Annotated in this window: 27 protein-coding genes; 18 read left to right on the plus strand and 9 right to left on the minus strand. The window is 59.6% G+C overall.

Translation table 11 applies throughout. From position 1 onward, the window contains the following. Window positions 1–9 precede the first annotated feature (9 nt). Complete coding sequence (locus QM647_RS16635) at window positions 10–636, plus strand: thermonuclease family protein (RefSeq protein WP_414996676.1); 627 nt, start codon at window positions 10–12, stop codon at window positions 634–636. Here the strand turns inward: QM647_RS16635 and QM647_RS16640 are convergent. From QM647_RS16640 to QM647_RS16655, 4 genes are all read right to left on the minus strand, one after another. After that, the gene (locus QM647_RS16640; RefSeq protein WP_414996677.1) at window positions 633–1,139 is read right to left on the minus strand and encodes a hypothetical protein; all 507 of its coding nucleotides are present in this window, start codon (window positions 1,137–1,139) and stop codon (window positions 633–635) included. The two genes, QM647_RS16635 and QM647_RS16640, sit on opposite strands and share 4 nt — an antisense overlap. Before the next feature lie 36 nt (window positions 1,140–1,175). Further along, entirely contained in the window at window positions 1,176–1,952 is a 777-nt protein-coding gene (locus QM647_RS16645; protein ID WP_414996678.1) for a glutaminyl-peptide cyclotransferase, read from the minus strand. Window positions 1,953–1,961: 9 nt separating this feature from the next. Continuing rightward, complete coding sequence (leuA, locus tag QM647_RS16650; RefSeq protein WP_414996679.1) at window positions 1,962–3,632, minus strand: 2-isopropylmalate synthase; 1,671 nt, start codon at window positions 3,630–3,632, stop codon at window positions 1,962–1,964. A 323-nt stretch (window positions 3,633–3,955) separates the two neighbouring features. After that, window positions 3,956–4,465, minus strand: coding sequence for a hypothetical protein (locus QM647_RS16655; RefSeq protein ID WP_414996680.1), 510 nt, complete (start codon window positions 4,463–4,465; stop codon window positions 3,956–3,958). 171 nt (window positions 4,466–4,636) lie between these two features. On the opposite strand from QM647_RS16655, the gene rpoZ reads away from it, so the two are divergent. The 14 genes from rpoZ to parC all read left to right on the plus strand — a co-directional run bounded on the left by rpoZ (window position 4,637) and on the right by parC (window position 17,348). Then, a complete protein-coding gene (gene rpoZ, locus QM647_RS16660) occupies window positions 4,637–4,996 on the plus strand; it encodes a DNA-directed RNA polymerase subunit omega (RefSeq protein ID WP_414996681.1) in 360 nt (119 codons plus the stop codon). A 151-nt stretch (window positions 4,997–5,147) separates the two neighbouring features. Next, the gene (locus QM647_RS16665; RefSeq protein WP_414996682.1) at window positions 5,148–7,436 is read left to right on the plus strand and encodes a RelA/SpoT family protein; all 2,289 of its coding nucleotides are present in this window, start codon (window positions 5,148–5,150) and stop codon (window positions 7,434–7,436) included. Beyond that, on the plus strand, window positions 7,437–7,694 hold the full coding sequence (locus QM647_RS16670; protein WP_414996683.1) for a ribosomal protein L7/L12: 258 nt from the start codon (window positions 7,437–7,439) through the stop codon (window positions 7,692–7,694). 78 nt (window positions 7,695–7,772) lie between these two features. After that, window positions 7,773–8,360 (plus strand): orotate phosphoribosyltransferase, encoded by a 588-nt coding sequence (pyrE, locus tag QM647_RS16675; protein WP_414996684.1) that lies wholly within the window; start codon window positions 7,773–7,775, stop codon window positions 8,358–8,360. A 5-nt stretch (window positions 8,361–8,365) separates the two neighbouring features. Beyond that, a complete protein-coding gene (locus tag QM647_RS16680; protein ID WP_414996685.1) occupies window positions 8,366–9,130 on the plus strand; it encodes a pyridoxine 5'-phosphate synthase in 765 nt (254 codons plus the stop codon). Next, window positions 9,127–9,516 (plus strand): holo-ACP synthase, encoded by a 390-nt coding sequence (gene acpS / locus QM647_RS16685; RefSeq protein WP_414996686.1) that lies wholly within the window; start codon window positions 9,127–9,129, stop codon window positions 9,514–9,516. The genes QM647_RS16680 and acpS overlap by 4 nt, the downstream gene beginning before the upstream one ends. A gap of 122 nt (window positions 9,517–9,638) precedes the next feature. Further along, window positions 9,639–10,514, plus strand: a complete 876-nt coding sequence (gene lepB / locus QM647_RS16690) for a signal peptidase I (protein ID WP_414996687.1) — start codon at window positions 9,639–9,641, stop codon at window positions 10,512–10,514. A 7-nt stretch (window positions 10,515–10,521) separates the two neighbouring features. Then, window positions 10,522–10,971, plus strand: a complete 450-nt coding sequence (locus QM647_RS16695) for a GNAT family N-acetyltransferase (protein WP_414996688.1) — start codon at window positions 10,522–10,524, stop codon at window positions 10,969–10,971. Between the two features lie 63 nt (window positions 10,972–11,034). Then, window positions 11,035–11,760 (plus strand): ribonuclease III, encoded by a 726-nt coding sequence (rnc, locus tag QM647_RS16700; protein WP_414996689.1) that lies wholly within the window; start codon window positions 11,035–11,037, stop codon window positions 11,758–11,760. After that, complete coding sequence (gene era / locus QM647_RS16705; protein ID WP_414996690.1) at window positions 11,757–12,713, plus strand: GTPase Era; 957 nt, start codon at window positions 11,757–11,759, stop codon at window positions 12,711–12,713. Before rnc ends, era begins: the two co-directional genes overlap by 4 nt. Beyond that, window positions 12,713–13,429 (plus strand): DNA repair protein RecO, encoded by a 717-nt coding sequence (gene recO, locus QM647_RS16710; RefSeq protein ID WP_414996691.1) that lies wholly within the window; start codon window positions 12,713–12,715, stop codon window positions 13,427–13,429. Before era ends, recO begins: the two co-directional genes overlap by 1 nt. Window positions 13,430–13,521: 92 nt before the next feature. After that, window positions 13,522–13,986 carry a hypothetical protein gene (locus QM647_RS16715; protein WP_414996692.1) on the plus strand — a complete coding sequence of 155 codons (465 nt, stop codon included), beginning with the start codon at window positions 13,522–13,524 and terminating at the stop codon, window positions 13,984–13,986. Between the two features lie 86 nt (window positions 13,987–14,072). After that, window positions 14,073–15,041 carry a diguanylate cyclase gene (locus tag QM647_RS16720; protein WP_414996693.1) on the plus strand — a complete coding sequence of 323 codons (969 nt, stop codon included), beginning with the start codon at window positions 14,073–14,075 and terminating at the stop codon, window positions 15,039–15,041. A 90-nt stretch (window positions 15,042–15,131) separates the two neighbouring features. Beyond that, complete coding sequence (gene parC / locus QM647_RS16725; protein ID WP_414996694.1) at window positions 15,132–17,348, plus strand: DNA topoisomerase IV subunit A; 2,217 nt, start codon at window positions 15,132–15,134, stop codon at window positions 17,346–17,348. 87 nt (window positions 17,349–17,435) lie between these two features. On the opposite strand, the gene QM647_RS16730 is transcribed toward parC, so the two are convergent. Next, window positions 17,436–18,161 carry an arginyltransferase gene (locus QM647_RS16730; RefSeq protein WP_414996695.1) on the minus strand — a complete coding sequence of 242 codons (726 nt, stop codon included), beginning with the start codon at window positions 18,159–18,161 and terminating at the stop codon, window positions 17,436–17,438. 111 nt (window positions 18,162–18,272) lie between these two features. Next, entirely contained in the window at window positions 18,273–19,166 is an 894-nt protein-coding gene (locus QM647_RS16735; RefSeq protein ID WP_414996696.1) for a flagellar motor protein MotB, read from the minus strand. Window positions 19,167–19,338: 172 nt separating this feature from the next. Between QM647_RS16735 and QM647_RS16740 the strand changes: the two genes are divergently transcribed. Then, window positions 19,339–19,845: a flavin reductase family protein gene (locus QM647_RS16740; protein ID WP_414996697.1), complete on the plus strand. Its 507-nt coding sequence runs from the start codon at window positions 19,339–19,341 to the stop codon at window positions 19,843–19,845. A 21-nt stretch (window positions 19,846–19,866) separates the two neighbouring features. Then, complete coding sequence (locus QM647_RS16745; RefSeq protein ID WP_414996698.1) at window positions 19,867–20,739, plus strand: NAD(P)-dependent oxidoreductase; 873 nt, start codon at window positions 19,867–19,869, stop codon at window positions 20,737–20,739. Window positions 20,740–20,742: 3 nt separating this feature from the next. On the opposite strand, the gene QM647_RS16750 is transcribed toward QM647_RS16745, so the two are convergent. Then, a complete protein-coding gene (locus tag QM647_RS16750) occupies window positions 20,743–21,270 on the minus strand; it encodes a hypothetical protein (RefSeq protein ID WP_414996699.1) in 528 nt (175 codons plus the stop codon). A 2-nt stretch (window positions 21,271–21,272) separates the two neighbouring features. After that, window positions 21,273–22,274, minus strand: coding sequence for a porphobilinogen synthase (hemB, locus tag QM647_RS16755; RefSeq protein ID WP_414996700.1), 1,002 nt, complete (start codon window positions 22,272–22,274; stop codon window positions 21,273–21,275). Between the two features lie 214 nt (window positions 22,275–22,488). Between hemB and QM647_RS16760 the strand changes: the two genes are divergently transcribed. Continuing rightward, a complete protein-coding gene (locus tag QM647_RS16760; protein ID WP_414996701.1) occupies window positions 22,489–22,941 on the plus strand; it encodes a hypothetical protein in 453 nt (150 codons plus the stop codon). On the opposite strand, the gene QM647_RS16765 is transcribed toward QM647_RS16760, so the two are convergent. Next, window positions 22,942–23,484 (minus strand): DUF1697 domain-containing protein, encoded by a 543-nt coding sequence (locus QM647_RS16765; protein ID WP_414996702.1) that lies wholly within the window; start codon window positions 23,482–23,484, stop codon window positions 22,942–22,944. Between the last annotated feature and the right edge of the window lie 156 nt (window positions 23,485–23,640).

The raw sequence follows: 23,640 nt of genomic DNA on the forward strand, positions 1-23,640 counted from the left end.
CGCAGGGTAATGCGCACGGACTTGCACGCCCAAATAAGCTTGGACATGATGTCGATGTGCGTCAGCGCGAAGGAATTGGCGAAATTTGTGATCATGGGCGGGCACTTAGAGAGTTTGTATAAAAGACGCAACTGGAAAAAGCGGTTTCAGCTGTCACGTTCGGTTACGCTGTGTTTGGGGCTTAGTGTTTTGGGGGGTGTTCTGGCGTCGCCTGTTCAGGCGCGGCCGGAGACCGTTTCCGGCGCGGCATACGTCATCGATGGCGATACACTTGTCATTCGCAAGCGGCATATCCGGCTGTTCGGCATCGATGCTTTCGAGCGTGATCAGACCTGCGGCCGCTATCGCTGCGGCATCGCGGCGCGCAAGGCCCTGCACGATCTGGTAGACGGGCAAATGGTCCGTTGTGAGAAAAGGGATATCGACCCTTATGAACGGATGGTTGCGGTTTGCAAGTTGCCTTCAGGTGCCGATCTCGGCGGCGAAATGGTGCGCCGCGGACTGGCGGTGGCCTATCGCCATTTCAGTACGCAATATATCGATGAAGAGGCCTATGCCAGATCGCATAAACGTGGCGCCTGGGCCTATGGCTTTGAAAGCCCGCTGCAATATCGCCGCGAGCATCCTCATTCTTAGCTACTGTTCCTGGCGGCCCGCACCGCCTTGCGCCACAGGCCTTCGGGCACGGCCGGCGCGGTTTCGCCCAACTGGCGCAGATCTTCCAGGATCACGCTCAGTTGCGGTACGCTCTCCGGCAGGTTCAGGCGCAGCATTTCCAGCTTGCGGCGCAAGGAGGAATAAGCGCTGGCGGCATTGAAATGGCTCTGCGACCGTTCACCCCAGCGCTGTACCGCCTGAAGGATCGAAATGACCGACACCGCGCCGCCGAGCATGAACAGGCCGGCATTCAGCACATCGCTGTGCGGTTGGTAGAAGTTCTTGTAGAGCACAGGCAGGGCCGCCAGCACCGACACCATAAACCCGCCAACGAGGGTGGCGATGGTGGTGATGCGGTTGAGCGTATCCATGCGATTGGTCGCCGCCCAGTGGGCGTGGGCCGAATGGCGCACGCGCGTCTCGGTTTCATGCAGGATGCGCATGAAGTCTTCAGTCAATATTGTGTGCTGATCGTCCCCCATGGCGATAGCTTAGCCGTGATGGAAGGGCGAGACAAGTTACGGCTGTTTAGGGACCAGCCGAACCTCATAGAGGTTGGGCCACAGCTTGCCGGTGACGAACAGGCGCTTGGCCTTGGCATCATAAGCAATGCCATTGGCCACGGCATTGATATCCATCGTCTCGTCCTGGGTTTCCGGCAGTTTGTCGAGCTCGATGATGCCCGTAATCTTGCCGGTTTCAGGGTCGATACGAGCGATATCGCGTGTGCGCCACACATTGGCGTAGATCTGGCCGTCGATCCATTCCAGTTCATTGAGCTGATCGATGGCGCGGCCATTGAGCGTCACCGCTATGGTGCGCGTGGTTTTCAGGGTCACCGGATCGAGAAAGCGGATCGTCGATGTGCCGTCGCTCATGATCAGGTTCTTGTCATTACCGGTCAGGCCCCAGCCTTCGCCGGTGTAGAAGAAACTATGCTTGAGCTTGAAATCCTTGCCGGACCAGACAAAGCCAGCGCCGCCGGTCCAGGTCAGGCTGACGATATGGTCGCCCCAGGGCGCGATGCCCTCGCCGAAATACTTCTTGTCGATGGTCGTCTGGCGCATCACCTTGCCGGTGGCCAGATCCACCTGACGGATGAAGGACTGGCCGTTGCGCCCGGTGCTCTCGAACAGGCTGCCATCGCGATAATAGAGGCCTTCGGTGAAGGCCTCGGTATCGTGCGGATAGGTCTTGATGACCTCGACCGAATAGACCGGCACCGCCGCCCGCACGGACCCTGACACCAGCCCAAAGGCGAGGCAGATCAGGGCGAGCGGGCGGATGATGCGCATACGATAGTCCTAGAGGGCGTTTGCCGCCGAGAGTACCGCCTTTATGCTGGCGGTGGCAACATCGTGATCGATGCCGACGCCGAAAATCGTACGGTCGCCGGCCTTGCATTCGACATAGGCTACCGCCTGGCTTTCCGTGCCCTTATGCAGGGCATGTTCGGCATAGTCGACGACTTCCAGGCCGAGGTCATAGTGGGCGTTTAGCCCACGGACAGCCGAGGAAATCAGGCCATTGCCGTGGCCCACCACCGAGGTCTCGATTCCGTCCTTTATAATTCGTCCGACAAAGGTCCGCTTCGCGTCCGAACGCACCGGGCCGGCGTGTTCGTACTCGATCAGTTCGTATTTCTGGGCGCCCGTCAGGTGATAGGACGACTGGAAGGCGTCCCAGATGTCGCCGCCACTGACTTCCTTGGCGGAGGCATCGGTGATTTCCTGGACCTTGCGCGAGAAATCGACCTGGAATTTGCGCGGCAGCTTCAGGCCGTGGCTCTGTTCCAGTATCCAGGCGATGCCGCCCTTGCCGGATTGCGAATTGACGCGGATGACCGCCTCGTAGCTTTCGCCGAGATCGGCAGGGTCGATCGGCAGGTAGGGCATTTCCCAGTAGCCGTCATTGCGCTTTTCGTGCGCCGCGAAGCCTTTCTTGATGGCGTCCTGGTGGGAGCCGGAGAAGGCGGTGAAGACCAGTTCGCCGGCATAGGGGTGGCGCGGATGGACCGGGATATTGTTGCAGTGAACGACCGTGTTCACGACTTCGCGCATATTGGAGAAGTCGAGTTCCGGCGAAACGCCCTGCGTATAGAGATTGAGCGCCAGGGTGACGAGATCGACATTGCCGGTACGCTCGCCATTGCCGAACAGGCAGCCTTCGATGCGGTCGGCGCCGGCCAGCAGACCCAGTTCGGCCGCGGCGATGCCGGTGCCGCGGTCATTGTGCGGGTGCAGGCTGATGATCACGCTGTCGCGCTTGGAGATATGGCGGCAGAACCATTCGATCTGGTCGGCATAGATGTGCGGACCGGCAACCTCGACCGTGGCCGGCAGGTTGAGGATCAGCGGGTTCTGCGGTGTCGGCTCGACCACCTTGATCACCGCTTCACAGGCTTCCAGCGCGAATTCCGGCTCGGTGGCGGTGAAGGTCTCCGGGCTGTACTCGAAGCCCCACTGGGTCTGCGGCTGTTTCGCGGCTTCCTCGCGCAGCAGGCGCATGCCCTCGACCGACAATTGGACAACTTCTTCTTTGCTGCGGTTGAAGACCACGCGGCGGAAGAGGGGGCTGGTGGCGTTGTACAGGTGAACGATCGCCTTCTTTGCCCCGCGCAGGGATTCGAAGGTGCGCAGGATCAGGTCTTCGCGCGACTGGACCAGCACCTGGATGGTGACATCGTCCGGCACCAGGTTTTCGTCGATCAGCTTGCGCACGAAGTCGAACTCGGTCTGCGAGGCGGAGGGGAAACCAACCTCGATCTCCTTCAGGCCCACCTTCACCAGCAGGTTGAAGAACATCATCTTCTTTTCGACGTCCATCGGATCGGCCAGCGCCTGATTGCCGTCACGCAGGTCGGTCGAAAGCCAGCGCGGCGCCTTTGTGGTCGTCTTTGACGGCCAGGTGCGGTCGGACATGTCCAGACCTAATTCGAACGGGCGGTACTTGGTGGCGGGATTGGACAACATCATGGGTAAAAACCCTTACTTTTCAAATGAGCGTAATCGGGTGACGCGCTTGATCTCGGCTTACAGGCCAAATCACGAAGACTGGCGCGGGCCTGCAAGCTGGTGCGAATTCGCGCGGTATGTAGCAGAAGAGAGAGCATGATCGAAACCCGAAACGGGAGGGAAGGCCAAAAAAGTCGCGCGGAGAACACCTGATCGCTATCAAGCGAGCAGGGTGCCAATAAGGTGCGCGAGAATGGCTTTGGACGTGATCATGGCGCGCCTTTTGTCACGCGCGGGACATCGTGTCAATGCGTCACTGGGCGTCACTGGGCGTCATTGGCGCGCTACTTCTTCTGTTCTGCAGTGTCGACCGTTTCTGTCATGACGGTGTCAATATCGATTTCAATCCTGGGTGCCTCGCCCTTGTTGGTCTTGAATTGCCCACGAAAGCCATCCTGTCCGCAATAAGCGATAATTGTGCCGTTTGTCTGAGGAAATATGCAGTTCGCGCCCTCGCGGGTGCCGGTTATGGCGCCGGTCGAAAAGGGTCCCGTCGTCTGTGAGGTCAGGGTGACGTTCGGGCCGTCGATCTGCAGAGTAATATCGATATCGCCATCGACCTTGATGGCTTTACCGCCGCCAATAATGAAGTTGAGGCGTCCGTTCTTGATTGATGTATGATCGGGGGTCTGCGTTACCGCGCCATGATAGCTGCCGTGGTAAATGACTTGGCCACTGAGGTGATCGCTGAACGGCTTCTGCGTGTCCGGTGTCTGGGCGGCGGCCGCCGCGACCGCAACGGTCATGACAAGAAAAGCATTGATCGCAACAGTCAAAAAAGATCTGATTTTCACACTGTCCTCTTAAGCTAAAACCTTACCTGTGTCATTCCCTGAATAAGGAATGCCTTGTCTTTTCGCCCGACACGCGCTATTGGCACCGGTTCATGACTCTTTTGTCTTCGCCCAATGGCCGCCAAACCCTGTGCTGGCCAAGCGAAGACCTTACTTTCCCTGAGGTGCCTGATGGCTCGCGTCACCGTCGAAGATTGCGTCGAAAAGATCGACAACCGTTTCAACCTCGTCCTGCTGGCCGCCCATCGCGCCCGCGCTATCTCGTCGGGTTCCTCCATCCTGGTCGAGCGCGACAACGACAAGAACCCGGTCGTTTCCCTGCGCGAAATCGCCGATGGCGTTCTGGAGCCCGGCACCCTGACCGAAAGCCTGATCGCCTCGCTGCAACGCGTCGATGAGCGCACCGAAGCCGAGGAAGAGGCCGAAACCCTGGCCCTGCTGGCCGATCCGTCGCACCAGCAAATGTCGGAATCGGAACTGATCCGCGCCCTGCAATCCGACCGCGACGGCGGCCAGGAAGAGCGCTACTAAGCGCGCGACTGGACTTTACGGCATCACTTATTATTTAAAAGGCTCAGGGTCATCCTTGAGCCTTTTTTGCTTGTGTAAATCTGCACTTGTGAGAGACTTTTTAACCCCCTTGGCTGTTATTCTAAGGGGTGGTTTAGCGTAGGACTACGGCATGTCGGCGGAAAGCGAACGGTTACTGGACAAGGCAAATGAGACGGATAACGCGTCCGTTGCCGTATCCGTGCCCGGTGTGCAGCCGGAGCCCGCCGCGCCCGCGCCCAACCGTCCGAAATTCCTGCGCCAGATCGAGCTGATCGACCGCGTGGCCGCCTATGACCCAACGGTCGACGAGGCCATGCTCAACCGCGCCTACGTCTATGCCATGAAGATGCACGGTGCCCAGCTGCGCGCCTCTGGCGATCCCTATTTCGCCCACCCGATCGAGGTGGCCGGCATCCTGACCGACTACAAGCTCGACGCTTCGGCCATCGCTACGGCCCTGCTGCACGACACCATTGAGGATACCCCGGCGACGCACGAGGAAATCGCCGGCAAGTTCGGCGAGGAAATCGCCAACATGGTCGAGGGTGTCACCAAGCTGACCCGCCTGGAACTGCAGTCGGAATATACCAAGTCGTCGGAAAACCTGCGCAAGTTCATCCTGGCCATTTCCAAGGATATCCGCGTCCTGCTGGTCAAGCTGGCTGACCGCCTGCACAATATGCGCACCCTGCATTTCGTGGCGCCGGAAAAGCGCGAACGGATCAGCCGCGAAACCCTGGAAGTCTATGCACCGCTGGCCCGTTCCATTGGCTGCAACCGCTTCGCTACCGAACTGGAAGACCTGGCCTTCACCTATATCAATCCGCTGGCCCATCAGGCGATCATCCATCGTCTGGAGGAGATGCGGAAAGAGAAGGGCGCCACCATCGCCGCCATTGCCCGCGATGTCGCCGCCAAGCTGGAAAAGCAGGGCATTTCGGCGCGGGTCATGGGGCGCGAGAAATCGCCCTATTCGATCTGGCGAAAACTGCAACGTAAGTCGGTCGGTTTCGCCCAGCTGTCGGACATCTATGCCTTCCGCGTCGTCGTGTCCAATGTCGAGGAATGCTATCGCGCGCTCGGCATTATGCACCGTGCCTGGCCGTGTGTGCAGGATCGTTTCAAGGACTTCATCTCGACACCGAAGTCCAATAACTACAAATCCCTGCATACCACCGTGGTCGGCCACAAGGGTACGCGCATCGAGTTGCAGATCCGCACCGAGGAGATGGATCGCGTGGCCGAAGAGGGCGTGGCGGCGCACTGGGGCTATAAGAATCAGGCCTATGGCTTCGACGAGGAAGCGGCCACACGCGATGGCGGCCGCAACCCGATGAATTCTCTGCGCAATATCGTCAATATCGTCGAAAATGGCGGTGACAGCGAAGACTGGGTCGAACACGCCAAGATGGAGATGTTCCTCGATCAGGTGTTCGTCTTCTCGCCAAAGGGCCGCCTGATCTCCCTGCCGCGCGGCGCCATGCCGCTCGATTTCGCTTTCGCCGTCCACACCCAGGTGGGGGAAACCGCCATCGGTTGCCTGATCAATGGCGAACACAAGCCCCTGCGTACCGTGTTGCAGAACGGCGACCAGGTGGAGATTCTTACCGGTCTGGAATCGCGCGTCAATCAGGACTGGTTCTCGCTGACCGTCACCGGCAAGGCGCGCTCGGCCATCCGCCGCCACCTGCGCCAGCGCGAGGCGGGCGACTTCATCAAGCTTGGCCGCACGGCGGTGGAGCGCGCGGCGGCCCAGGTCGACAAGGCTTTGAAGGACATCAGCTGGCGCCCGGCCTTCGAGCGCTTCAATGCCAGCAGCGAGGACGATCTGTTTGAACTGGTGGGCCGCGGCAAGATCTTCCCGGCCAAGGTGCTGGAAGCCATTTTCCCCGGCATGAAGCTGCCCATGGTGCTGACTACCGATACCCTGACGCGCATCAGGGATGGGGCCGGCGGTGGCGCCTTCGTCCGCGGCAGCGCTTTGCGCGAAAGCCAGACCGTCCTGTTCTCGAAGTGCTGCTATCCGGTGCCGGGGGATCGCATCATCGGTATTGTTGAGGATGATGGCGTCCACGTCCATTCCATCGAATGCGAAAATCTTGAGGCCCTGGAAGCGATGGACGGCGAGAAAGACCGCTGGATCGATCTGCACTGGACGCTGAACGCCGAGAAAAACACGCTCTCGGTGGCGCGCCTGCGGGTCAATATGCAGAACAAGCCCGGCGTGCTCGGTCAGGCCTGTACGCTGATTGGCGAGGCCAAGGGCAATATCGTCAATATCAGTATTGCCAACAAGCCGATGGATTTCCTCGATGTCGATTTCGATATCGAAGTGCTGGATGCCCGCCACATCACCAATATCTCGGCTGCCCTGCGCACCTCGCCGATGATCGAAAGCGTGGATCGTGTGAGGGGGTAGATGGCTGTACTCAATGTCACTTTACCTGATGACATGCCTGAGGATAGCGAACAGGCTATACTTCTTCTGAAGAGTTTAGGTTACGGCAAGATTGCGTGCATTAAGGCTCTCAGAGAGAGATATGGAATGAGTTTGGCCGATGCAAAAAAGCAGGTCCATTTCAGTCCGGCCTGGGAGGAGCGGCGTGAGGATGACGAGCGCTTTCATGCCAAATTGGAAAAAGCCGCTACTGAATTAGGGTGGATCGCAAAGGAATAGGAAAAACTTCGGTAAGCCTGTTCCCAATCCTTGTCGAAGGCGTTAAACAGCCGCTATTCGATAAAGGATTTCCGCCCCATGACCAGTGAAGACGTAATCAACGAGTTCCGCGCCGCCAATGCCCTGCGTGAGGGCCATTTTGTGCTGTCGTCCGGCCTGCACAGCCCGATGTTCCTGCAAAAGAACCTCGTCTTCATGAATGCCGATCGCTGTGAACGCCTTTGCAAGGCGCTGGCGCAGAAGATCATCCAGCAGGTCGGCGAAGTCGATCTCGCTATTTCACCGGCCGTTGGGGGGATCATCCCCGGTTACGAAACCGCGCGTCATCTCGGCGTGCCGTCGATGTATGTCGAGCGTGAAGGTGGTGAATTTAAATTGCGCCGCGGGTTCCATGTCGAGCCGGGCCAGAAGGTGGTCATGGTCGAGGATATCGTCACCACCGGCCTGTCGTCGCGGGAATGTATCGCCGCCATCCGGGCCGCTGGCGGGGAAGTGATTGCGGCCGCCTGTATCGTCGATCGTTCCGGTGGCAAGGCCGATGTCGGCGTGCCGCTGATTGCCCTGGCTTCGCTGGAAGTGCCGGCCTATCCTGCCGATAACCTGCCGCCCGAACTGGCCGCCATTCCGGTCCAGGACCCCGGCAGCCGTCGCCTCGCCAAGGCTTAGGCGCCATGCACGACCGTATCCGCCTGGGGTTGAATGTCGATCACGTCGCCACGGTGCGCAATGCACGCGGCGGCCATGCGCCCGATCCGGTGCGAGCGGCGCAACTGGCGCTGAAATCCGGCGTCGATGGTATCACGGCGCACCTGCGCGAGGACCGTCGTCATATCCTCGATAAGGACGTCAAGGCTTTGAAAGAGGTCTGCGACACCTTTGGCCGCCCGCTCAATTTCGAGATGGCGGTCACGGATGAGATGGTCGGTCTGGCGTTGAAAATGAAGCCCCATGCCGCCTGTCTGGTGCCGGAACGCCGTGAGGAGCGTACCACCGAAGGCGGGCTGGATGTGGTCGGGCAGCTGGAGGCGGTCGGCGCCGCCGTGGCGAAATTCAATGCCGTCGGTATCCGTTCGTCCCTGTTCATCGCGACCGATCCGGCCCAGATCGATGCGGCGGCAAAGGTGAGGGCGCCCGTCGTGGAGTTTCATACCGGCGCCCTGTGCGATGCCTTTCGTGAGCAGGAAGACGTCATTTTCAATAATGAACTGAACCGTTTGCACGCCGCTGTTGAACAGGCGCATGATCTGGGCATAGAGGTTCATGCCGGCCATGGCATCGATTATGACACCGTGCCCTTCATCGCGCGCATTCCGCACATCCGCGAACTGAATATCGGTCATTTCCTGATCGGCGAGGCCATCTTCACCGGCTTGGAACCCGCCCTGCGCCGGATGCGCGAGCTGATCGACCTGCACCACAAGGGCGTCATCGAGTGATATTGGGCATCGGTGTCGATCTCTGCGATTCCCGGCGCATCGAAGCCTCGATGCAACGCTTCGAAGGCCGCTTTCTCGATCGTATCTACACGCCGGGCGAACAGGCGCATGCCCGCGCCGCCGCCAAGCCGGGTTTAAGTTTTGCCAAGCGCTTTGCCGCCAAGGAGGCCGTGGCCAAGGCCTTCGGCACCGGCGTGCGCGGATTTCTGTTCGTCGATATCGAGGTGGTGTCCGGTCATCTGGGCAAGCCGCACATCATCCTGCATGGCGGTGCGGCCGAGGTTCTGCGCGGTCTGGTGCCGGAAGGCCGCACGGCGCATATACACCTCAGTCTCAGTGACGAAGACCCGTATGCGACGGCCTATGCGATCATCGAAGCCTCTTGATTCTAAACAAGGTTTAATCTGACCGAGAGGCCGTAAACCAAAAGAGCCTTGTGCTTGCCATAATCTGTGGTTAGGTGACGAAACAATACGGTTACACTGAAGGCACTTTGGGGGCTCTCCTTATGGCGAAAAGCGACGATACAGCGAACGAGACGATTGCCGCGGCGGCCAATACCGCCGCCAAGGTCGATCACGAGACGGTCGCCACGCCGGAAGCGGAAGCTGAGGAAGAGGTCGATACGCGCGACGCCAAGCAGGTCGCGGTCGACGAGGCCAAGGAAATCTTCAGCGTGGTCGCCGTGGCGCTGATCCTGGTGATGATCCTGCGCACCTTCCTGTTCCAGCCCTTCACCATCCCCTCGGCCTCGATGGAGCCGAACCTCTATGAAGGCGATTACATCATCGTCTCCAAATGGGATTACGGCATCTCGAAATATTCCTTCCCGATTGCCCTGCCGTTCATCAAGGGCCGCATCATGAACCACGCGCCCAAGCGCGGCGATATCGTGGTCTTCAAGCTGCCGCGTGACAACAAGACCGACTATATCAAGCGCGTGATCGGCCTGCCGGGCGATACCGTGCAGATGCGTCAGGACCAGCTCTACGTAAATGGCGTCGCCGTTCCGGCCACCGAAATCGGGCCGGTCGAGGCCAAGGGCTTCGAGCCGCGTTACGCCACGGCCTATCGTGAAAGCCTGCCGGACGGCCGCACCCACCTGATGCAGGACATCGTCAAGGACGGCCGCGCCGATGATACCGGTGAATTCGTTGTTCCCGCCGGCAACTACTTCATGATGGGCGACAATCGCGACAATTCGCTGGACAGCCGCTTCTCGCCGGATGACCCTTACGAGCCCGGCGTCGGCTTTGTGCCGGAAGCCAATCTCGAAGGCCGCGCCGTGCTGATCCTGATGTCGTGGAAGGAAGGCTCGTCGCTGTGGAAGCCATGGACCTGGCTGAACTTCCACTGGGACCGCTTCTTCAAGTCGCTGCACTAAGCGGGCGATGACCGTTCAGATCCGCGAGGCTGTGTCGTCTGATCTGGATGGTCTTCTTGCGCTTTATGCGCAACTGCACCCTTCCGATCCGCGCTTGCCTAGCGATATGGCAGCGCGGATTTTTACTGAAATGCAGGCGAGGGCAGGACTGTCCGTTCTGATGGCGGTTGTCGATGGGCAGTTGGTTGGCTCAGTGACGCTTGTTATTGTGCCCAACCTGACGCGCGGCGGCGCGCCCTATGCCCTTGTCGAAAATGTCGTGACCGATGATGGCTATCGGCGTCAGGGTATTGGCCGGGCGTTGCTGGTGGAAGCCGCCTGGCGCGCCGAGGCGGCAGGGTATTACAAACTCATGCTCCTGACCGGTCGCACGGAACCGCATGTCCAGGCCTTCTATAAACAGTGCGGGTTCAGCCAGAACAAGGTTGGCTTCCAGATTCGCTTTGGCGGCCGCTGAAGGCCCAGTGTACAAACAACGCAATCCTTTGCCTTTGGCGATGGCTTGATGTAAAGCCAGCGCATGAACATCCGCGTATCGCCATCGAAAGAGTCGAACCTGCGCCTGAAGGCTATTGACGCCCTGCAGGCCAGGCTCGGCTACAGCTTCCGCAATCCGGAACTGCTCGAACTGGCCCTGACCCATGCCTCGGTGGCCGAAGGTGCACGCAAGATGGCTGATAATGAACGCCTGGAGTTTCTGGGCGATCGCGTGCTCGGCCTGATGACCGCCGAAACCCTGATGGAAGCCCTGCCGGAAGCCAGCGAAGGTGAACTGTCGCGTCGCTTTCATACCCTGGTCAGCCGCGAAACCTGCGCCGATGTTGCTCGCCAGATCGACCTCGGCCCGGCCCTGCGCCTGGCCGCCGGCGAAACCAAGAGCGGCGGTCGCAGCAATCCGACCATACTCGGCGATGCCTGCGAGGCCCTGATGGCGGCCGTCTATATCGATGGCGGTTATGAGGCGGTCCTGCGCTGCTTCAAGCCCCTGTGGGTCAGGGCGGTGAAGGAGAGCGGCAATGTCTCGCGCTCCAATCCAAAGTCCTATCTGCAGGAATGGTCGGTGGCGCACGGCATGGGCGCGCCGGTCTATACGCTGGTCAGCCGCAAGGGGCCTGATCACGCGCCTGTCTTCACCATAGAGGTCCGCATCGACGACCTGACACCTCAATCGGCCACCGGCAAATCCCGCCAGGAGGCCGAAAAGGCCGCCGCGCTTGGCCTTATCGAACGAGAAAAACTGAATTGACCGAACCTGTAACCCGCTGCGGATTTGTCGCCATCATCGGTGCGCCGAACGCCGGCAAGTCGACGCTTGTCAACCAACTGGTCGGCACCAAGGTGTCCATCGTCACCCAGAAGGTGCAGACGACGCGCTTCCCGGTGCGCGGTATCGCCCTGCATGACGACTGCCAGATGATCCTGGTCGATACGCCGGGCATCTTCAAGCCGCGCCGCCGGCTGGACCGCGCCATGGTCAAGTCGGCCTGGAGCGGCGCCGAGGATGCCGATTGCATCGTACTGCTGGTCGATGCCGCCGCGCAGTTAGCCGTCAACCACCCGACTGGTGACATCAAGGCAACCGGCGCCGATCACAAGGCGGTCGAGGATGTCGACATGATCGTCAAAGGGCTGCAGGATAACAAGGCGAAGGCGATCCTGGCGCTCAACAAGATCGACCTGATGAAGAGCGAGAACCTGCTGGCCATCGCCGACGAGCTTTACAAGACGGGCGTCTTCGAGGACGTACTGATGATCTCGGCCGAGAAGGGCCATGGCGTCAAGGACCTGCGTACCCTGCTGGAAAAGAAGATGCCGGAAGGCCCGTGGCTCTATCCGGCCGATCAGGCCGCCGATGCGCCGGTGCGTATCCTGGCCGCCGAAATCACCCGCGAAAAGCTGTTCCTGCGCGTGCATGAGGAACTGCCCTATGCCGCTGCCGTGGTGACGACCAAGTTCGAAGACAAGCCGGACGGTTCGGCGCGTATCGAGCAGACCATTTTCGTTGAACGCGACAGCCAGCGGTCGATCGTTCTGGGTAAGAACGGCCAGACCCTGAAGTGGATCGGCATGAAGTCGCGCGAGGAACTCGGCAAGCTGCTTGATCGTCAGGTGCATCTGTTCCTGCATGTGCAGGTCGAGGAAAAGTGGAGCGAGGATCGCGCTCTGTATGCTCAGTTCGGGCTGGAATACGAGTCCTGATGGAATTTGAGGACGAGGCCATAGTCCTTGGTGCCCGCAGCCACGGCGAAACGGGCGCCATTGTCCATGTCCTGACCGAAAACCACGGCGTCTATGCTGCCCATATCGCCGGTGGCGCTTCGCGGCGGATCAAACCGCTGCTTCAGCCCGGCGCCCGCGTCCTCTTTGCCTATCGCGCCCGCCATGCCGATCAGCTCGGCGCCGCCACCCTGGAGGCCGCCGGGCCGTCGCCGGACCTGCTTGACGACCCCATTGGGCTTCTGGGCCTGCAGTGCGCCTGCCTGATGACGCAGAAAATCCTGCCTGAACGAGACCGCCAGCTCGGCATCTATCATGCCCTGTCGGCCCTGATGGGTATGTTCGCCTTTGAAGACATCTGGCCTGCCGTCTATGTCCGCTATGAGGCTGGTTTACTGGAGGCCCTGGGCTTCGGGCTCGATCTCGGCGCCTGCGCCGTCAGTGGCGAACACGACGACCTGGTCTATGTCAGTCCGAAATCGGGCAGGGCGGTCAGCCGGTCCGCCGGCGCGCCCTATCATGACAAGCTCCTGCCGCTGCCGGGCTTCATGCTGTCATCACAGGGCGGTCTGGCCGAGGGCGATATAGTGAAAGGTATGGAGCTGACGGGCTTTTTTCTGGAGCGCCATGTCTTCCATCCGCATAACAAACCCCTGCCGGACATCCGTCTGCGTCTGAAAGACAGCCTGTCAAGATAGGGTCTTGGCGCGACTCACCTCAGTCCTTAAACAGGACAATACGGTTTGGTAACGGATATGTGTCATAACTTCGTTACATTTCTGGGGTTTCGATGCTGTCATACAGTGAGCAGGAGATATTAGCCGCCAATGTCAATCCGGCCACCGGACTGGCAACCGACTACCTGAACCTGTTCAACGAAGCCATCATGCTATTCGAAATGGGCCTCGATATGCCGGACATGGCCGAGGAACTGGCCGACTGGCATCCGCGCGGCTATATCGAGCACTTCGAAAAATCCGGTTTTGAACTGAAGGATGTAGTGATCGCGGCCTACGAGCACGCACCGGCCGATATCCGCGGCGAATTCGATGCCGCCTGCGAACGCGCCCTGACGATGTTCGATACCTCGATCCGTGTCCTGATGACCGCCAATCTCGAAGATCCGGCGGCCCATGCCGATCTCAGCGACCGCCTGCGTGACATGAAGGGCCTGGTGGTGGAGATGGATTCGCACATCCATGGCCGCAGCCCGGCGCAGAAGAGCCTGCAGAGCGAAGTCGACGCGCTGTTTTAGACGCAAGGTTTTTTGCGCGTCTTAATCTGAAAATAACGCCGCTCTGATAGGCTGCCAGCTCAACTGGTAACTGCCTGCCGTCCTGTATGCCCCGTAACCGAAACGTCGTTCAAAACACGAAAAGCCTGCCAGCAGAAGCGCCGCTTTCCGCGCCTACGCCAGACATGATCGTGCGCATCGCCCAGGGGCTGCTGATCAGCGGCCGTGGCATGGCGGTTTTCGCGCCGGACGACAGCATTTGTCTGGCCACGGAAGGGTTCAGGGCGCTTTACGACATGCAGCCGGGCCCGCAAACCTTCGACAGCCTGATGCGCCATTGCTGGCAAACCGGTCGCGGCCCCCGGATCGAAACCCAGGACATCGACGCCTGGCTGGCGAAAGCGAAAACCAGGCGACGCAGCGAGCCGGTGCGTGAATTTGAAGTCGATATGGTCGATGGCCGCTGGTTCTGGATTAGCGAGGCGACCCTGCCGGATGGCTGGATGATACTGTCGGTGGCTAATATCACCTCGGTCAAGCGCCGCGAATTCCGCCTGACCACCGATCGTGACGCAGCGATCACGGCCGCCGAGACCGACCACCTGACTGGCCTGTTCAATCGGGGCGCTACCATGAAGCGCTTCAATGCGCTGGTGGACCATGCCACCGGCACGAATGATATATTCTCCGCCGTGCTGATCGATCTCGATCATTTCAAGTCAATCAATGACCGGTTCGGCCACGATGCCGGCGACCAGGTGCTGGTCCATTTCGCCACCTCGGCGGCGGCGGCCCTGCGCGAACGCGATATTATCGGCCGGGTTGGCGGCGAGGAGTTTCTTATCCTGATGCCAGGCGCCAATCTGAAGCAGTCCTGCGCGGTTATCGAACGCCTGCAGGCCCATCTGCGCGACCAGAGGATAGCCTTTGGCGGTGTGACCCTGCGCTATACCTTTTCGGCCGGGGTCGCCCAGTGGTATCGCGGTCTGTCGCCGGACCAGCTCTATCGCGAGGCCGACCAGGCGCTCTATGCCGCCAAGGATGCCGGGCGCAACCTGATCGGCCGGGCGGGCTGAACTGCACTTCGCCGGATTAAACCGTGAACAAGTGAATGCGTGGCCGGGCAGGGTCTTGTCTTGACTCCTTGCAGGCTTTAGCCTGCGCGCATGAGTACTGACGTGATTCCCGACGACGCCGGTGGGCGTATCATTGATGAGCCGATGGGCGATGCGCTTTCGCGGCGTTATCTGGCCTATGCGCTCTCCACTATCAGTTCCCGCGCGCTGCCGGACGTGCGCGATGGCATGAAGCCGGTTCACCGCCGCGTGCTGTACGGTATGGGCAATATGCGCCTCAGCCCGGAAGCCGCCGCGCGCAAATGCGCCGCCGTGGTCGGTCTAGTCATGGGTACCTTCCACCCGCACGGCGACGCCTCGATCTATGATGCGCTGGTCCGTCTGGCGCAGGATTTTGCCCAGCGCTATCCGCTGGTCGAGGGCCAGGGCAATTTTGGTAATATCGACGGCGATAACGCCGCCGCCATGCGTTATACCGAATGCCGCCTGACCGTGGCAGCCATGCTGCTGCTGGAGGGAATCAACGAGGATTCGGTTGATTTCCGCGCTACCTATGACGAACGCGATGAAGAGCCGGTCGTGCTGCCGGCAGGTTTCCCCAACTTGCTGGCCAATGGCGCCCAGGGGATCGCCGTCGGCATGGCGACCTCGATCCCGCCACATAATGTCGGCGAACTGATCGATGCCTGCCGCAAGCTGCTGACCAAGCCGGATACCACCACCGAAGAGCTGATGGAATTTATCGCCGGTCCGGATTTCCCGACCGGCGGCATCTGCGTCGAATCCAAGGCGTCGATCCTTGAGGCCTACAAGACCGGTCGCGGTTCGATTCGCACCCGTGCGCGTTATGAGGTCGAGGACCTGGGGCGCGGCAACTGGCGTATCATCGTGCGCGAAATTCCTTATCAGGTGCAGAAGTCGCGCCTGATCGAGCAACTGGCCGATCTGATCGAGAACAAGAAAGCGCCGCTGCTGGGCGATGTACGTGACGAATCCGACGAAGAAGTCCGCCTGATCCTGGAACCCAAGTCGCGTAACATCGAACCCGAAGTGATGATGGAGAGCCTGTTCAAGATCTCCGATCTCGAAACACGCTTTGGCGTCAATATGAACGTGCTGGACGCCACCGGCACGCCGCGCGTCATGGGGCTGAAGGACTGCCTGGTCGCCTTCCTCGATCACCGTCGTGTCGTGCTGATCCGCATGTCGAACTGGCGCCTGGAACGCATCGAAAAGCGCCTGCACCTGCTCGATGGTTTGATGATCGCCTTCCTCAATCTCGACGAGGTGATCCGTATCATCCGCGAGGAGGAAAAGCCGCGTGACGTGCTGATGGCGCGTTTTGCCTTAAGCGAACTGCAGGCCGACTATATTCTCGATACCCGTCTACGCCAGTTGGCGCGACTGGAAGAAATGACCATCACCGACGAGCACAAGAAGCTCTCGGAAGAACGCGATGCGCTCAAGGAACTGCTTGGCAGTGAAAAAATGCAATGGAAGCGCATCGACCAGCAACTGGTCGAGGTACGCAAGAAAATGCTGTCGCCGCGTCGCACTACCTTCGCCGATGCACCGGTCGGCATCGAGGTGTCTGCCATCGAATCCTACCTGCCGAAGGAACCGATCACGGTCATCCTGTCGGCGCGCGGCTGGATTCGTGCCGCCAAGGGTAAGGTGGAGGACCCGTCTGAGCTGAAGTTCAAGGAAGGCGATGAGCTGGCGCATCTGGTGCCGGGCTTCACCACCGACAAGCTGCTGATCCTGACCACCGATGGCCGTTTCCTGACGCTGGGCTGCGACAAGCTGCCTTCAGGACGCGGCAATGGAGAGCCGCTGCGCCTGATGCTCGATATCGAGGAAAGCGCCAAGATCGTCAACGTCTTCATGATGAAACCGGGCCAGAAGCGTGTCATGGTGTCCAAGAATGGCTACGGCTTCGTGATGAACGAAGAAGATGCGGTCGCCAACAAGCGCGCCGGCAAGCAGGTGCTGAATGCCGATGGCACAGAGGCCTTTGCCGCCCTGGCTGTGACGGGGGATCACATCATGATCCTCGGTGAAAACAACAAGCTGCTGGTCTATCCGGTGTCAGAACTGCCGGAAATGGCGCGCGGCAAAGGCGTCAAGCTGCAAGGTTACAAGGATGGCGGTGTGAAGGACATCGCCGTATTCGACATGGCAGCCGGCGCCCAGTGGTACGATGGTTCGGGTAAGGCGCGTGACTTCAAGGATGTGAAGGACTATGTCGGCAAGCGCGCCGCCGTAGGCCGGATCGCCCCGCGCGGACTGAGAAAGCTGCGCCTCTAGTTTTGTACCTCCCCATCTTCGATGGGGAGGGGAACCTGCCCGCCCTAAATGTTAGTAGTGGGGTGTCTTGCTTGTTCCGCCCCGGGCTCAAGCCTCCGGGTCGATCTCCTGCCAGCCCATGTCCGTCAGGCCTTCCAACGGTCGGTAGCGCGCCTTGTAATCCATCTTCGGGCTGTTCTTCACCCAGTAACCGAGATAGACATGGTCATAGCCGGCGCGCCCGGCCTGATCGATATGATCGAGGATGATGTAGCGGCCCAACGAACGCGCCATCAGGTCCGGATCATAGAAACTGTAGACCAGCGACAGCCCGTCATTCAGCGCATCGACCAGCACGCAGGCGACCAACTGACCATCCAGCCGGTATTCGATCATGTGCGTGCGGACCAGCGTATCTTCGACCATGGCCACCAGATCTGGCCAGCTCATATCCATCATGCCGCCATCGGGATGGCGCGCCTTCAGGTAGCGTTGCAGCAGGTCGAACTGTTCGCGACTGGCCTCGGCTTCGACAAAGGCCTTGGTCAGGTCAGCATTGGCCCTGACCACGCGCTTGTCCGATTTTGACAGCTGGTAGCGTTTGACCGGAATGCGCACGCTCTGACAGGCGCGGCAGGTCTGGCAGGCGGGGCGATAGGCGATATTCTGTGAGCGGCGGAAACCGATGGCCGACAGCTGGTCGTTGACGCTGATTGCTTCGAGCGGCGGCAGGTGTACGAAGACCTTGCGCTCTTCCTGACCGGGCAGGTAAGGGCAGGGACCGGGAATGGTCAGATAGTATCTGAGCTTTCGACCTGGAAAGTGTTCGCTCATCTTACGCCGTACAAGTCCCTGTATCTGCGGCGGAACATACCGCCCTTACAGTTGAACGCAAATTTCCCCGAACGGCAAGCGCAAATCCCGGCTTATCGTATCAAAGCGACTCTACTGCGGCAGAACGGGCGCTTCCCGCAGCAGAACGATGGCGATCCGGCGGTTACCGGCCAGGGACGGATCGTCCGGATAGAGCGGTTCCTTCGCCGCCTTGCCGGAGACCATGGCGATACGGTCCTGATCGACGCCCGCGGCTTGCAGAATGGCGCGTGCCGCATCGGCGCGACCGCTCGATAGCGACCAATCCTTCGGATTCTGCCCGGCCTGGCCCGGCGAGCCCGAGGTGTGGCCGGTGATCGAGATGCGGTTCGGCAACTGATTGATCACCTTGGCGACGGCGCGCAGCAGGATCTTGGCCCGGTCATTCGGCTGGGTCGAATTCTCGTTGAACATCGAGCGGCCTTCCTGGTCGATCAGCTGGATACGCAGGCCTTCCGGCGTCTGGTCCACCAGTATGTTCTTCGATAGCTCGGTCAGTTCCGGCATGTCCTGCAGGGCCTGACGCAGGGATTCGGCCGCGCTCTGGAAGGACTGCTGTTCGCGCTTCTGAGCGTCGGAATCCTCAGGCGTGTCGGCTGCGGCGCCGGCGCCCTTGGTTTCGGTTGCCGTGCCGTCGCTGTCCTGGGTTTCGGGCGGCTTGGGCGCCATCTGTTCGATGAAGGACATGGTGCCTTCATTCTTATCGCCATCCTTGCCGAGCGCCTGGCCGCCCAGAATGCCGCCGGAGCCGGAGGTCGATTGAGACACATTGGCCGGTGCGAAATAGTCGGCCACGCCGCGTTTTTGTTCGGGCGAGGTGGTGTTGATCAGCCACATCAACAGGAAGAAGGCCATCATGGCCGTCACGAAGTCGGCATAGGCCACCTTCCAGGCGCCGCCGTGGTGTCCGCCACCGACGACCTTCTTGACTTTCTTGATGACGACGGGGGCGTCGCGGCTGGCCATGAACACTTACTTTCGCAGAATCTGGTCGCCAGACTATCTGCGACAGGGTTAACAGCCTGTTTAGAGTTGCCCCCATGGCGACGGCGCGGGCAAAATCATCTGGTAAAATTCATCTGGCAAAAACGCGCATCAGCGATTGCTTTGCGCGGCGGTGTCCATTACGTCCTAGCGCATGACCTCGAACACCGCCGACCCGCTGATCGATAAAAAGGCCCTGCGCCATGCCATGGGCGGTTTCGCCACCGGCGTCTGCGTGATCACGGTGGCCGATCCGGACCATGTCGATGGCCATGTTGTCGGCATGACCGCCAATTCTTTCAGCTCGGTATCGCTCGATCCGCCGCTGGTGCAGTGGTGCCTCGATCTCAAGGCGCACCGTTATGATCTCTATGCCGGCGCGCAGACCTTCGGCATCAATATCCTCAATGGCGATCATGAAGACCTGTCGCGCCGCTTCGCCAGTGGCAGCGCCCATATCGTGCCGGAAGAGGGCGTGACCTGTCCGCACGACCCGCTGAAACTGAATGATGTCATCGGCTTTTTCGGCTGCGAACTGTATGAATCACGTATCGTCGGGGATCATCTCGTCATCGTCGGCGAAGTCCAGTCTTTCGAGACCGACCCGGAGGCAAAAGGCCTGACCTTTTTTCGGGGCAAATATGGTCAGATCGGCCAGTAGTTCAGATATCAGGAGTGCGTTATGAAGCTGTGTTTTGCCGGTCTGGGAATTATGGGCGCGCCGATGGCAGGCCATCTGGTCAAGGCCGGTTACAAGGTGACGGGGTTCAATCGCTCGCATCAGAAGGCGCTCGACTGGGCCAAAGAATACGGTATGCACGCCGAGGCTACCCTGGGCACGGCCCTGATGGGGGCGCAGGTCCTGATCCTGTGCGTCGGCCGTGATGAGGATGTTCGCCAGACCGTTCTGAACGCGATCTCGCATATGAAACCGGGTTCGCTGATCATCGATCACACCACCACATCCGCCAAACTGTCACGTGAAATGGTAGCGTTATGTGCTGAAAAACACATTACTTTTTACGATGCGCCGGTTTCGGGCGGGCAAGCCGGGGCCGTCAATGGTCAGCTGTCGATCATGGTGGGCGGCGATGCGGCGCGCTACGCCGAAGTCGTTGAACTGACCAGGCCCTATACCAAGTCGATCACCCATCTGGGCGAGGCGGGTGCCGGCCAGATGGCCAAGATGGCCAACCAGATCGCCATTGCCGGCGCGGTCCAGGGCGTGGCCGAGGCCCTGCATTTCACCAAATGCGCGGGCCTTGATCCGGAGCTGGTGTTCAGTGCCATTTCGGCGGGTGCGGCCGGATCCTGGCAGATGTCGAACCGCTGGGCCACCATGGCGAAGGACGAATACGACTTCGGTTTTGCTGTGGACTGGATGCGCAAGGATCTGGGTATCGCACTCGATGAAGCGCGGGCCAATGGCGCACACCTGTCGGTGGCGGCGCTGGTCGATCAGTTCTATTCGGAAGTCCAATCCATGGGCGGCCGGCGCTGGGATACGTCCTCGCTCCACGCCCGTCTGGAAGCGCGGCGCCAAAAACGCAAATAGCCGTTAGTTCGCGGCGCGTTTCTCGACATAGCGTTGCAGGGTGCGGCTGTAGCTGTCGTCAAACTGCACCAGCGTGATATCATCGAACGGCCATTCGACCTCGTCGGTCTGCCAGTTGCCGCCGGGATCGATCGCCTTGATCACCACGCAATCGGCCTCGATCGCATCGACCGTCCCGACTTCGGCACCATCCTCAGCTGAGACGACAACGAACTTTTCCTTGAACTGCAAGGACTTGAACAGGTCGTTCCAGCCACCGAGCCGCACCCAGCCATAGCGCTTGGTGCGCTTGACGCTGTTAAAGTCGAGAATCTTCATCTGGTCGTCGTGATAGTCCGAAATCTCGATGGCCTCAACCTGTTCGACGGGTGCAACCAGCGCGCCGACATCCTGCCATTCATGGATCGCCTGTAGCAGGACCAGCGCAGGACTAAGGGCGATGATAAAGCCTTCATGCTCACCATCGGCCAGGGTCAGGCGCACATAGGTGCCGGCATTGAGGGCCTTTTGCAGGTCTTTGTAGATGTCCATGATCAGGCCTTTAAAAGTTCGGCAACGTGCTTGGCGAAATAGGTCAGGATGCCCGAAGCGCCGGCGCGCTTGAAGGCCAGCAGGGTTTCCATCACGCCGCGATCGTGGTCCATATAACCCTTCTCGACGGCTGCCTTGATCATCGCATATTCGCCGCTGACCTGATAGACGAAGGTCGGCACCTTGAAGGTATCCGATACGCGCTGAACGATATCGAGATAGGGCAGGCCGGGCTTGACCATCACCATGTCCGCGCCTTCGGAGATATCGATGGCGACCTCGCGCAGGGCTTCCTCGGTATTGGCGGAATCCATCTGGTAGGTCTTCTTATCGCCCTTCAGCGCCTTGACGCCGATGGCATCACGATAAGGGCCATAGAAGGCCGAGGCATATTTGGCGGCATAGGACATAATCATGGTGTCCTGATGGCCAGCGGCTTCCAGAGCGGTGCGGATCGCACCGATGCGGCCGTCCATCATGTCGGACGGCGCCAGAATATCGGCGCCACCGGCGGTCAGGGCCAGGGATTGCTGCACGAGCATGTCGACCGTGGCGTCGTTATGGATCTTGCCGTCGATCAGCAGGCCGTCATGGCCGTGATCGGTATAGGGATCGAGCGCGATATCGACCAGCAGGCCGATATCCGGCACGGCGGCCTTGATGGCGCGGCAGGTCTGGACGATCAGGCCTTCCGGATCGATGGCGGCCTTTGCATCGGCGGTGCGAATCTTCTCATTCAGGTGAGGAAACAACGCTATCACATTGATTCCGAGCGCCTTTGCTTCGCGGGCTTCCTTCACGGCCTCGGCAATGCTCAGGCGATCGACGCCCTGCAGTGAACCGATAGCCTCGCGCGCCTTGTCCTGGTCGTGGACGAAGATCGGCCAGATCAGGTCCGAGACGTGCAGGCGATTTTCCGCCACCAGATCGCGTATCCACGGGCTTTGGCGCAGTCGACGCGGCCGGCCGGCAGGATAGGGGGCAAGGATTGGATTGAAGGTCATGGCGTACTCTTAAGAAAGGGGATCCACAGATTACACAGATTGGCACAGATTAAGATGGCGCTTCGCGCCTCTCAAACTATTGGCCGTGATATAGGCCATTGGCCAGTAATTGCACGAATTAATCTGTGTAACCTGTTGATCGATCCTTTTTCCTCGGCAGTCGACAAAGCGCGTTTTGGTTGTAAGTTAGGAAGGGGCTTTGGCTGGGGGAGTTATGAAAAAGCGTCGAATTCTGCTGACCGTAATATGCCTCACGATTGGATTTGCGGCTTTATTCATGCTGAATGCGTCGTTCAGGCAAACGAGCATTTTGATCGGGCTGCTCATCTATACAGAGATCACAAAACCGAATGATGCCGTCACACGTACTATTCGTGATGGCAGCCATGAATGGGGAACGGCGATTGCGCTGACGCCGAAGCCTTTCAAGACGGGTGATGCTGAAGGCGACGTCCTTCAGCGGTTATCAAGGGCAAAGTACACGGTAGATTCGGATAAAACCTTTTCCTGGCGAAAGCCCAAGCAATTTCCCCCCGGCAGTCAATTTTATGAGCGGTCAGTCGAAGGACTGCCGTGCTCACTCCATTTTGAGGTTGTTGTTAGGTTTGACAATCAGCATCGCCTGATTGAAGCTTGGGGTACGGAAGATGAGGCGGGGTGTCTGTAGTCAGGATAGCGTCGCTGCCATATCCTTTAATGTCTCGACCGTATTCAAATTGCGGGCGGTCATATCCGCCTTGATGGCGCGGGCGAGCTTTTCGGCCATCTTTGAGCGGCCAATGCCTTCCGGTGCATAGAGATACATCACTTCATCTGTGATTTCATAGGCTTCGCTGTCGATCTTCAGGCTGTCGAGCAGGTCGCGGTGCACCTTCTCCGGCGGTGCCTTAAAGAAGAAAACATGCTGCGCCTTGCCCTGGTGTTCGCGGTCCCGATAGGGGTTTTCCGCCAGCACCTTTTCCAGATGCGACAGCGTGATCAGAAAGATCGACGGCCGGAAACCGAAATTTGTCTCGACCAGATCACCCATCAGCTTTTCCAGCGTGGCCTGATCAAGATCGGAACCGAGCAGCACATTCCCGCTGGCGATATAGGTCTTCACGTCGCTCAGCCCCGCCGCCAGCATGACTTTTGTCAAATCCTTCATCGGCAGCTTGTTATTACCGCCGACATTGATGCCGCGAAACAGGCATATCCAGATTTTCGACATGGCGTCCTCCCCCTTGCTGCGACAATGTGCGCAGCCACTCTTAAGTAAAACCGCTGGAATTTGAAACGGATTTGCCGCAATGTCATTTTGAATATCTCCGGCGGGTTATTTTACCCCCGGATGACTTGATCGGCCCTGACGGAAGCGCTATTTCGT

The organism is Asticcacaulis sp. (assembly GCF_047605585.1).
Taxonomy (GTDB): Bacteria; Pseudomonadota; Alphaproteobacteria; order Caulobacterales; family Caulobacteraceae; genus Asticcacaulis.

Excerpts from the sequence above, each read along its gene's own strand:
- QM647_RS16635 (WP_414996676.1), top strand. The coding sequence starts at position 10 with ATGCGCACGGACTTGCACGCCCAAATAAGCTTGGACATGATGTCGATG.
- QM647_RS16640 (WP_414996677.1), bottom strand. The coding sequence starts at position 1,139 with ATGGGGGACGATCAGCACACAATATTGACTGAAGACTTCATGCGCATC.
- QM647_RS16645 (WP_414996678.1), bottom strand. The coding sequence starts at position 1,952 with ATGCGCATCATCCGCCCGCTCGCCCTGATCTGCCTCGCCTTTGGGCTG.
- leuA (WP_414996679.1), bottom strand. The coding sequence starts at position 3,632 with ATGATGTTGTCCAATCCCGCCACCAAGTACCGCCCGTTCGAATTAGGT.
- rpoZ (WP_414996681.1), top strand. The coding sequence starts at position 4,637 with ATGGCTCGCGTCACCGTCGAAGATTGCGTCGAAAAGATCGACAACCGT.
- QM647_RS16665 (WP_414996682.1), top strand. The coding sequence starts at position 5,148 with ATGTCGGCGGAAAGCGAACGGTTACTGGACAAGGCAAATGAGACGGAT.
- QM647_RS16670 (WP_414996683.1), top strand. The coding sequence starts at position 7,437 with ATGGCTGTACTCAATGTCACTTTACCTGATGACATGCCTGAGGATAGC.
- pyrE (WP_414996684.1), top strand. The coding sequence starts at position 7,773 with ATGACCAGTGAAGACGTAATCAACGAGTTCCGCGCCGCCAATGCCCTG.
- QM647_RS16680 (WP_414996685.1), top strand. The coding sequence starts at position 8,366 with ATGCACGACCGTATCCGCCTGGGGTTGAATGTCGATCACGTCGCCACG.
- lepB (WP_414996687.1), top strand. The coding sequence starts at position 9,639 with ATGGCGAAAAGCGACGATACAGCGAACGAGACGATTGCCGCGGCGGCC.
- QM647_RS16695 (WP_414996688.1), top strand. The coding sequence starts at position 10,522 with ATGACCGTTCAGATCCGCGAGGCTGTGTCGTCTGATCTGGATGGTCTT.
- rnc (WP_414996689.1), top strand. The coding sequence starts at position 11,035 with ATGAACATCCGCGTATCGCCATCGAAAGAGTCGAACCTGCGCCTGAAG.
- recO (WP_414996691.1), top strand. The coding sequence starts at position 12,713 with ATGGAATTTGAGGACGAGGCCATAGTCCTTGGTGCCCGCAGCCACGGC.
- QM647_RS16715 (WP_414996692.1), top strand. The coding sequence starts at position 13,522 with ATGCTGTCATACAGTGAGCAGGAGATATTAGCCGCCAATGTCAATCCG.
- QM647_RS16720 (WP_414996693.1), top strand. The coding sequence starts at position 14,073 with ATGCCCCGTAACCGAAACGTCGTTCAAAACACGAAAAGCCTGCCAGCA.
- parC (WP_414996694.1), top strand. The coding sequence starts at position 15,132 with ATGAGTACTGACGTGATTCCCGACGACGCCGGTGGGCGTATCATTGAT.
- QM647_RS16730 (WP_414996695.1), bottom strand. The coding sequence starts at position 18,161 with ATGAGCGAACACTTTCCAGGTCGAAAGCTCAGATACTATCTGACCATT.
- QM647_RS16735 (WP_414996696.1), bottom strand. The coding sequence starts at position 19,166 with ATGGCCAGCCGCGACGCCCCCGTCGTCATCAAGAAAGTCAAGAAGGTC.
- QM647_RS16740 (WP_414996697.1), top strand. The coding sequence starts at position 19,339 with ATGACCTCGAACACCGCCGACCCGCTGATCGATAAAAAGGCCCTGCGC.
- QM647_RS16745 (WP_414996698.1), top strand. The coding sequence starts at position 19,867 with ATGAAGCTGTGTTTTGCCGGTCTGGGAATTATGGGCGCGCCGATGGCA.
- QM647_RS16750 (WP_414996699.1), bottom strand. The coding sequence starts at position 21,270 with ATGGACATCTACAAAGACCTGCAAAAGGCCCTCAATGCCGGCACCTAT.
- hemB (WP_414996700.1), bottom strand. The coding sequence starts at position 22,274 with ATGACCTTCAATCCAATCCTTGCCCCCTATCCTGCCGGCCGGCCGCGT.
- QM647_RS16760 (WP_414996701.1), top strand. The coding sequence starts at position 22,489 with ATGAAAAAGCGTCGAATTCTGCTGACCGTAATATGCCTCACGATTGGA.
- QM647_RS16765 (WP_414996702.1), bottom strand. The coding sequence starts at position 23,484 with ATGTCGAAAATCTGGATATGCCTGTTTCGCGGCATCAATGTCGGCGGT.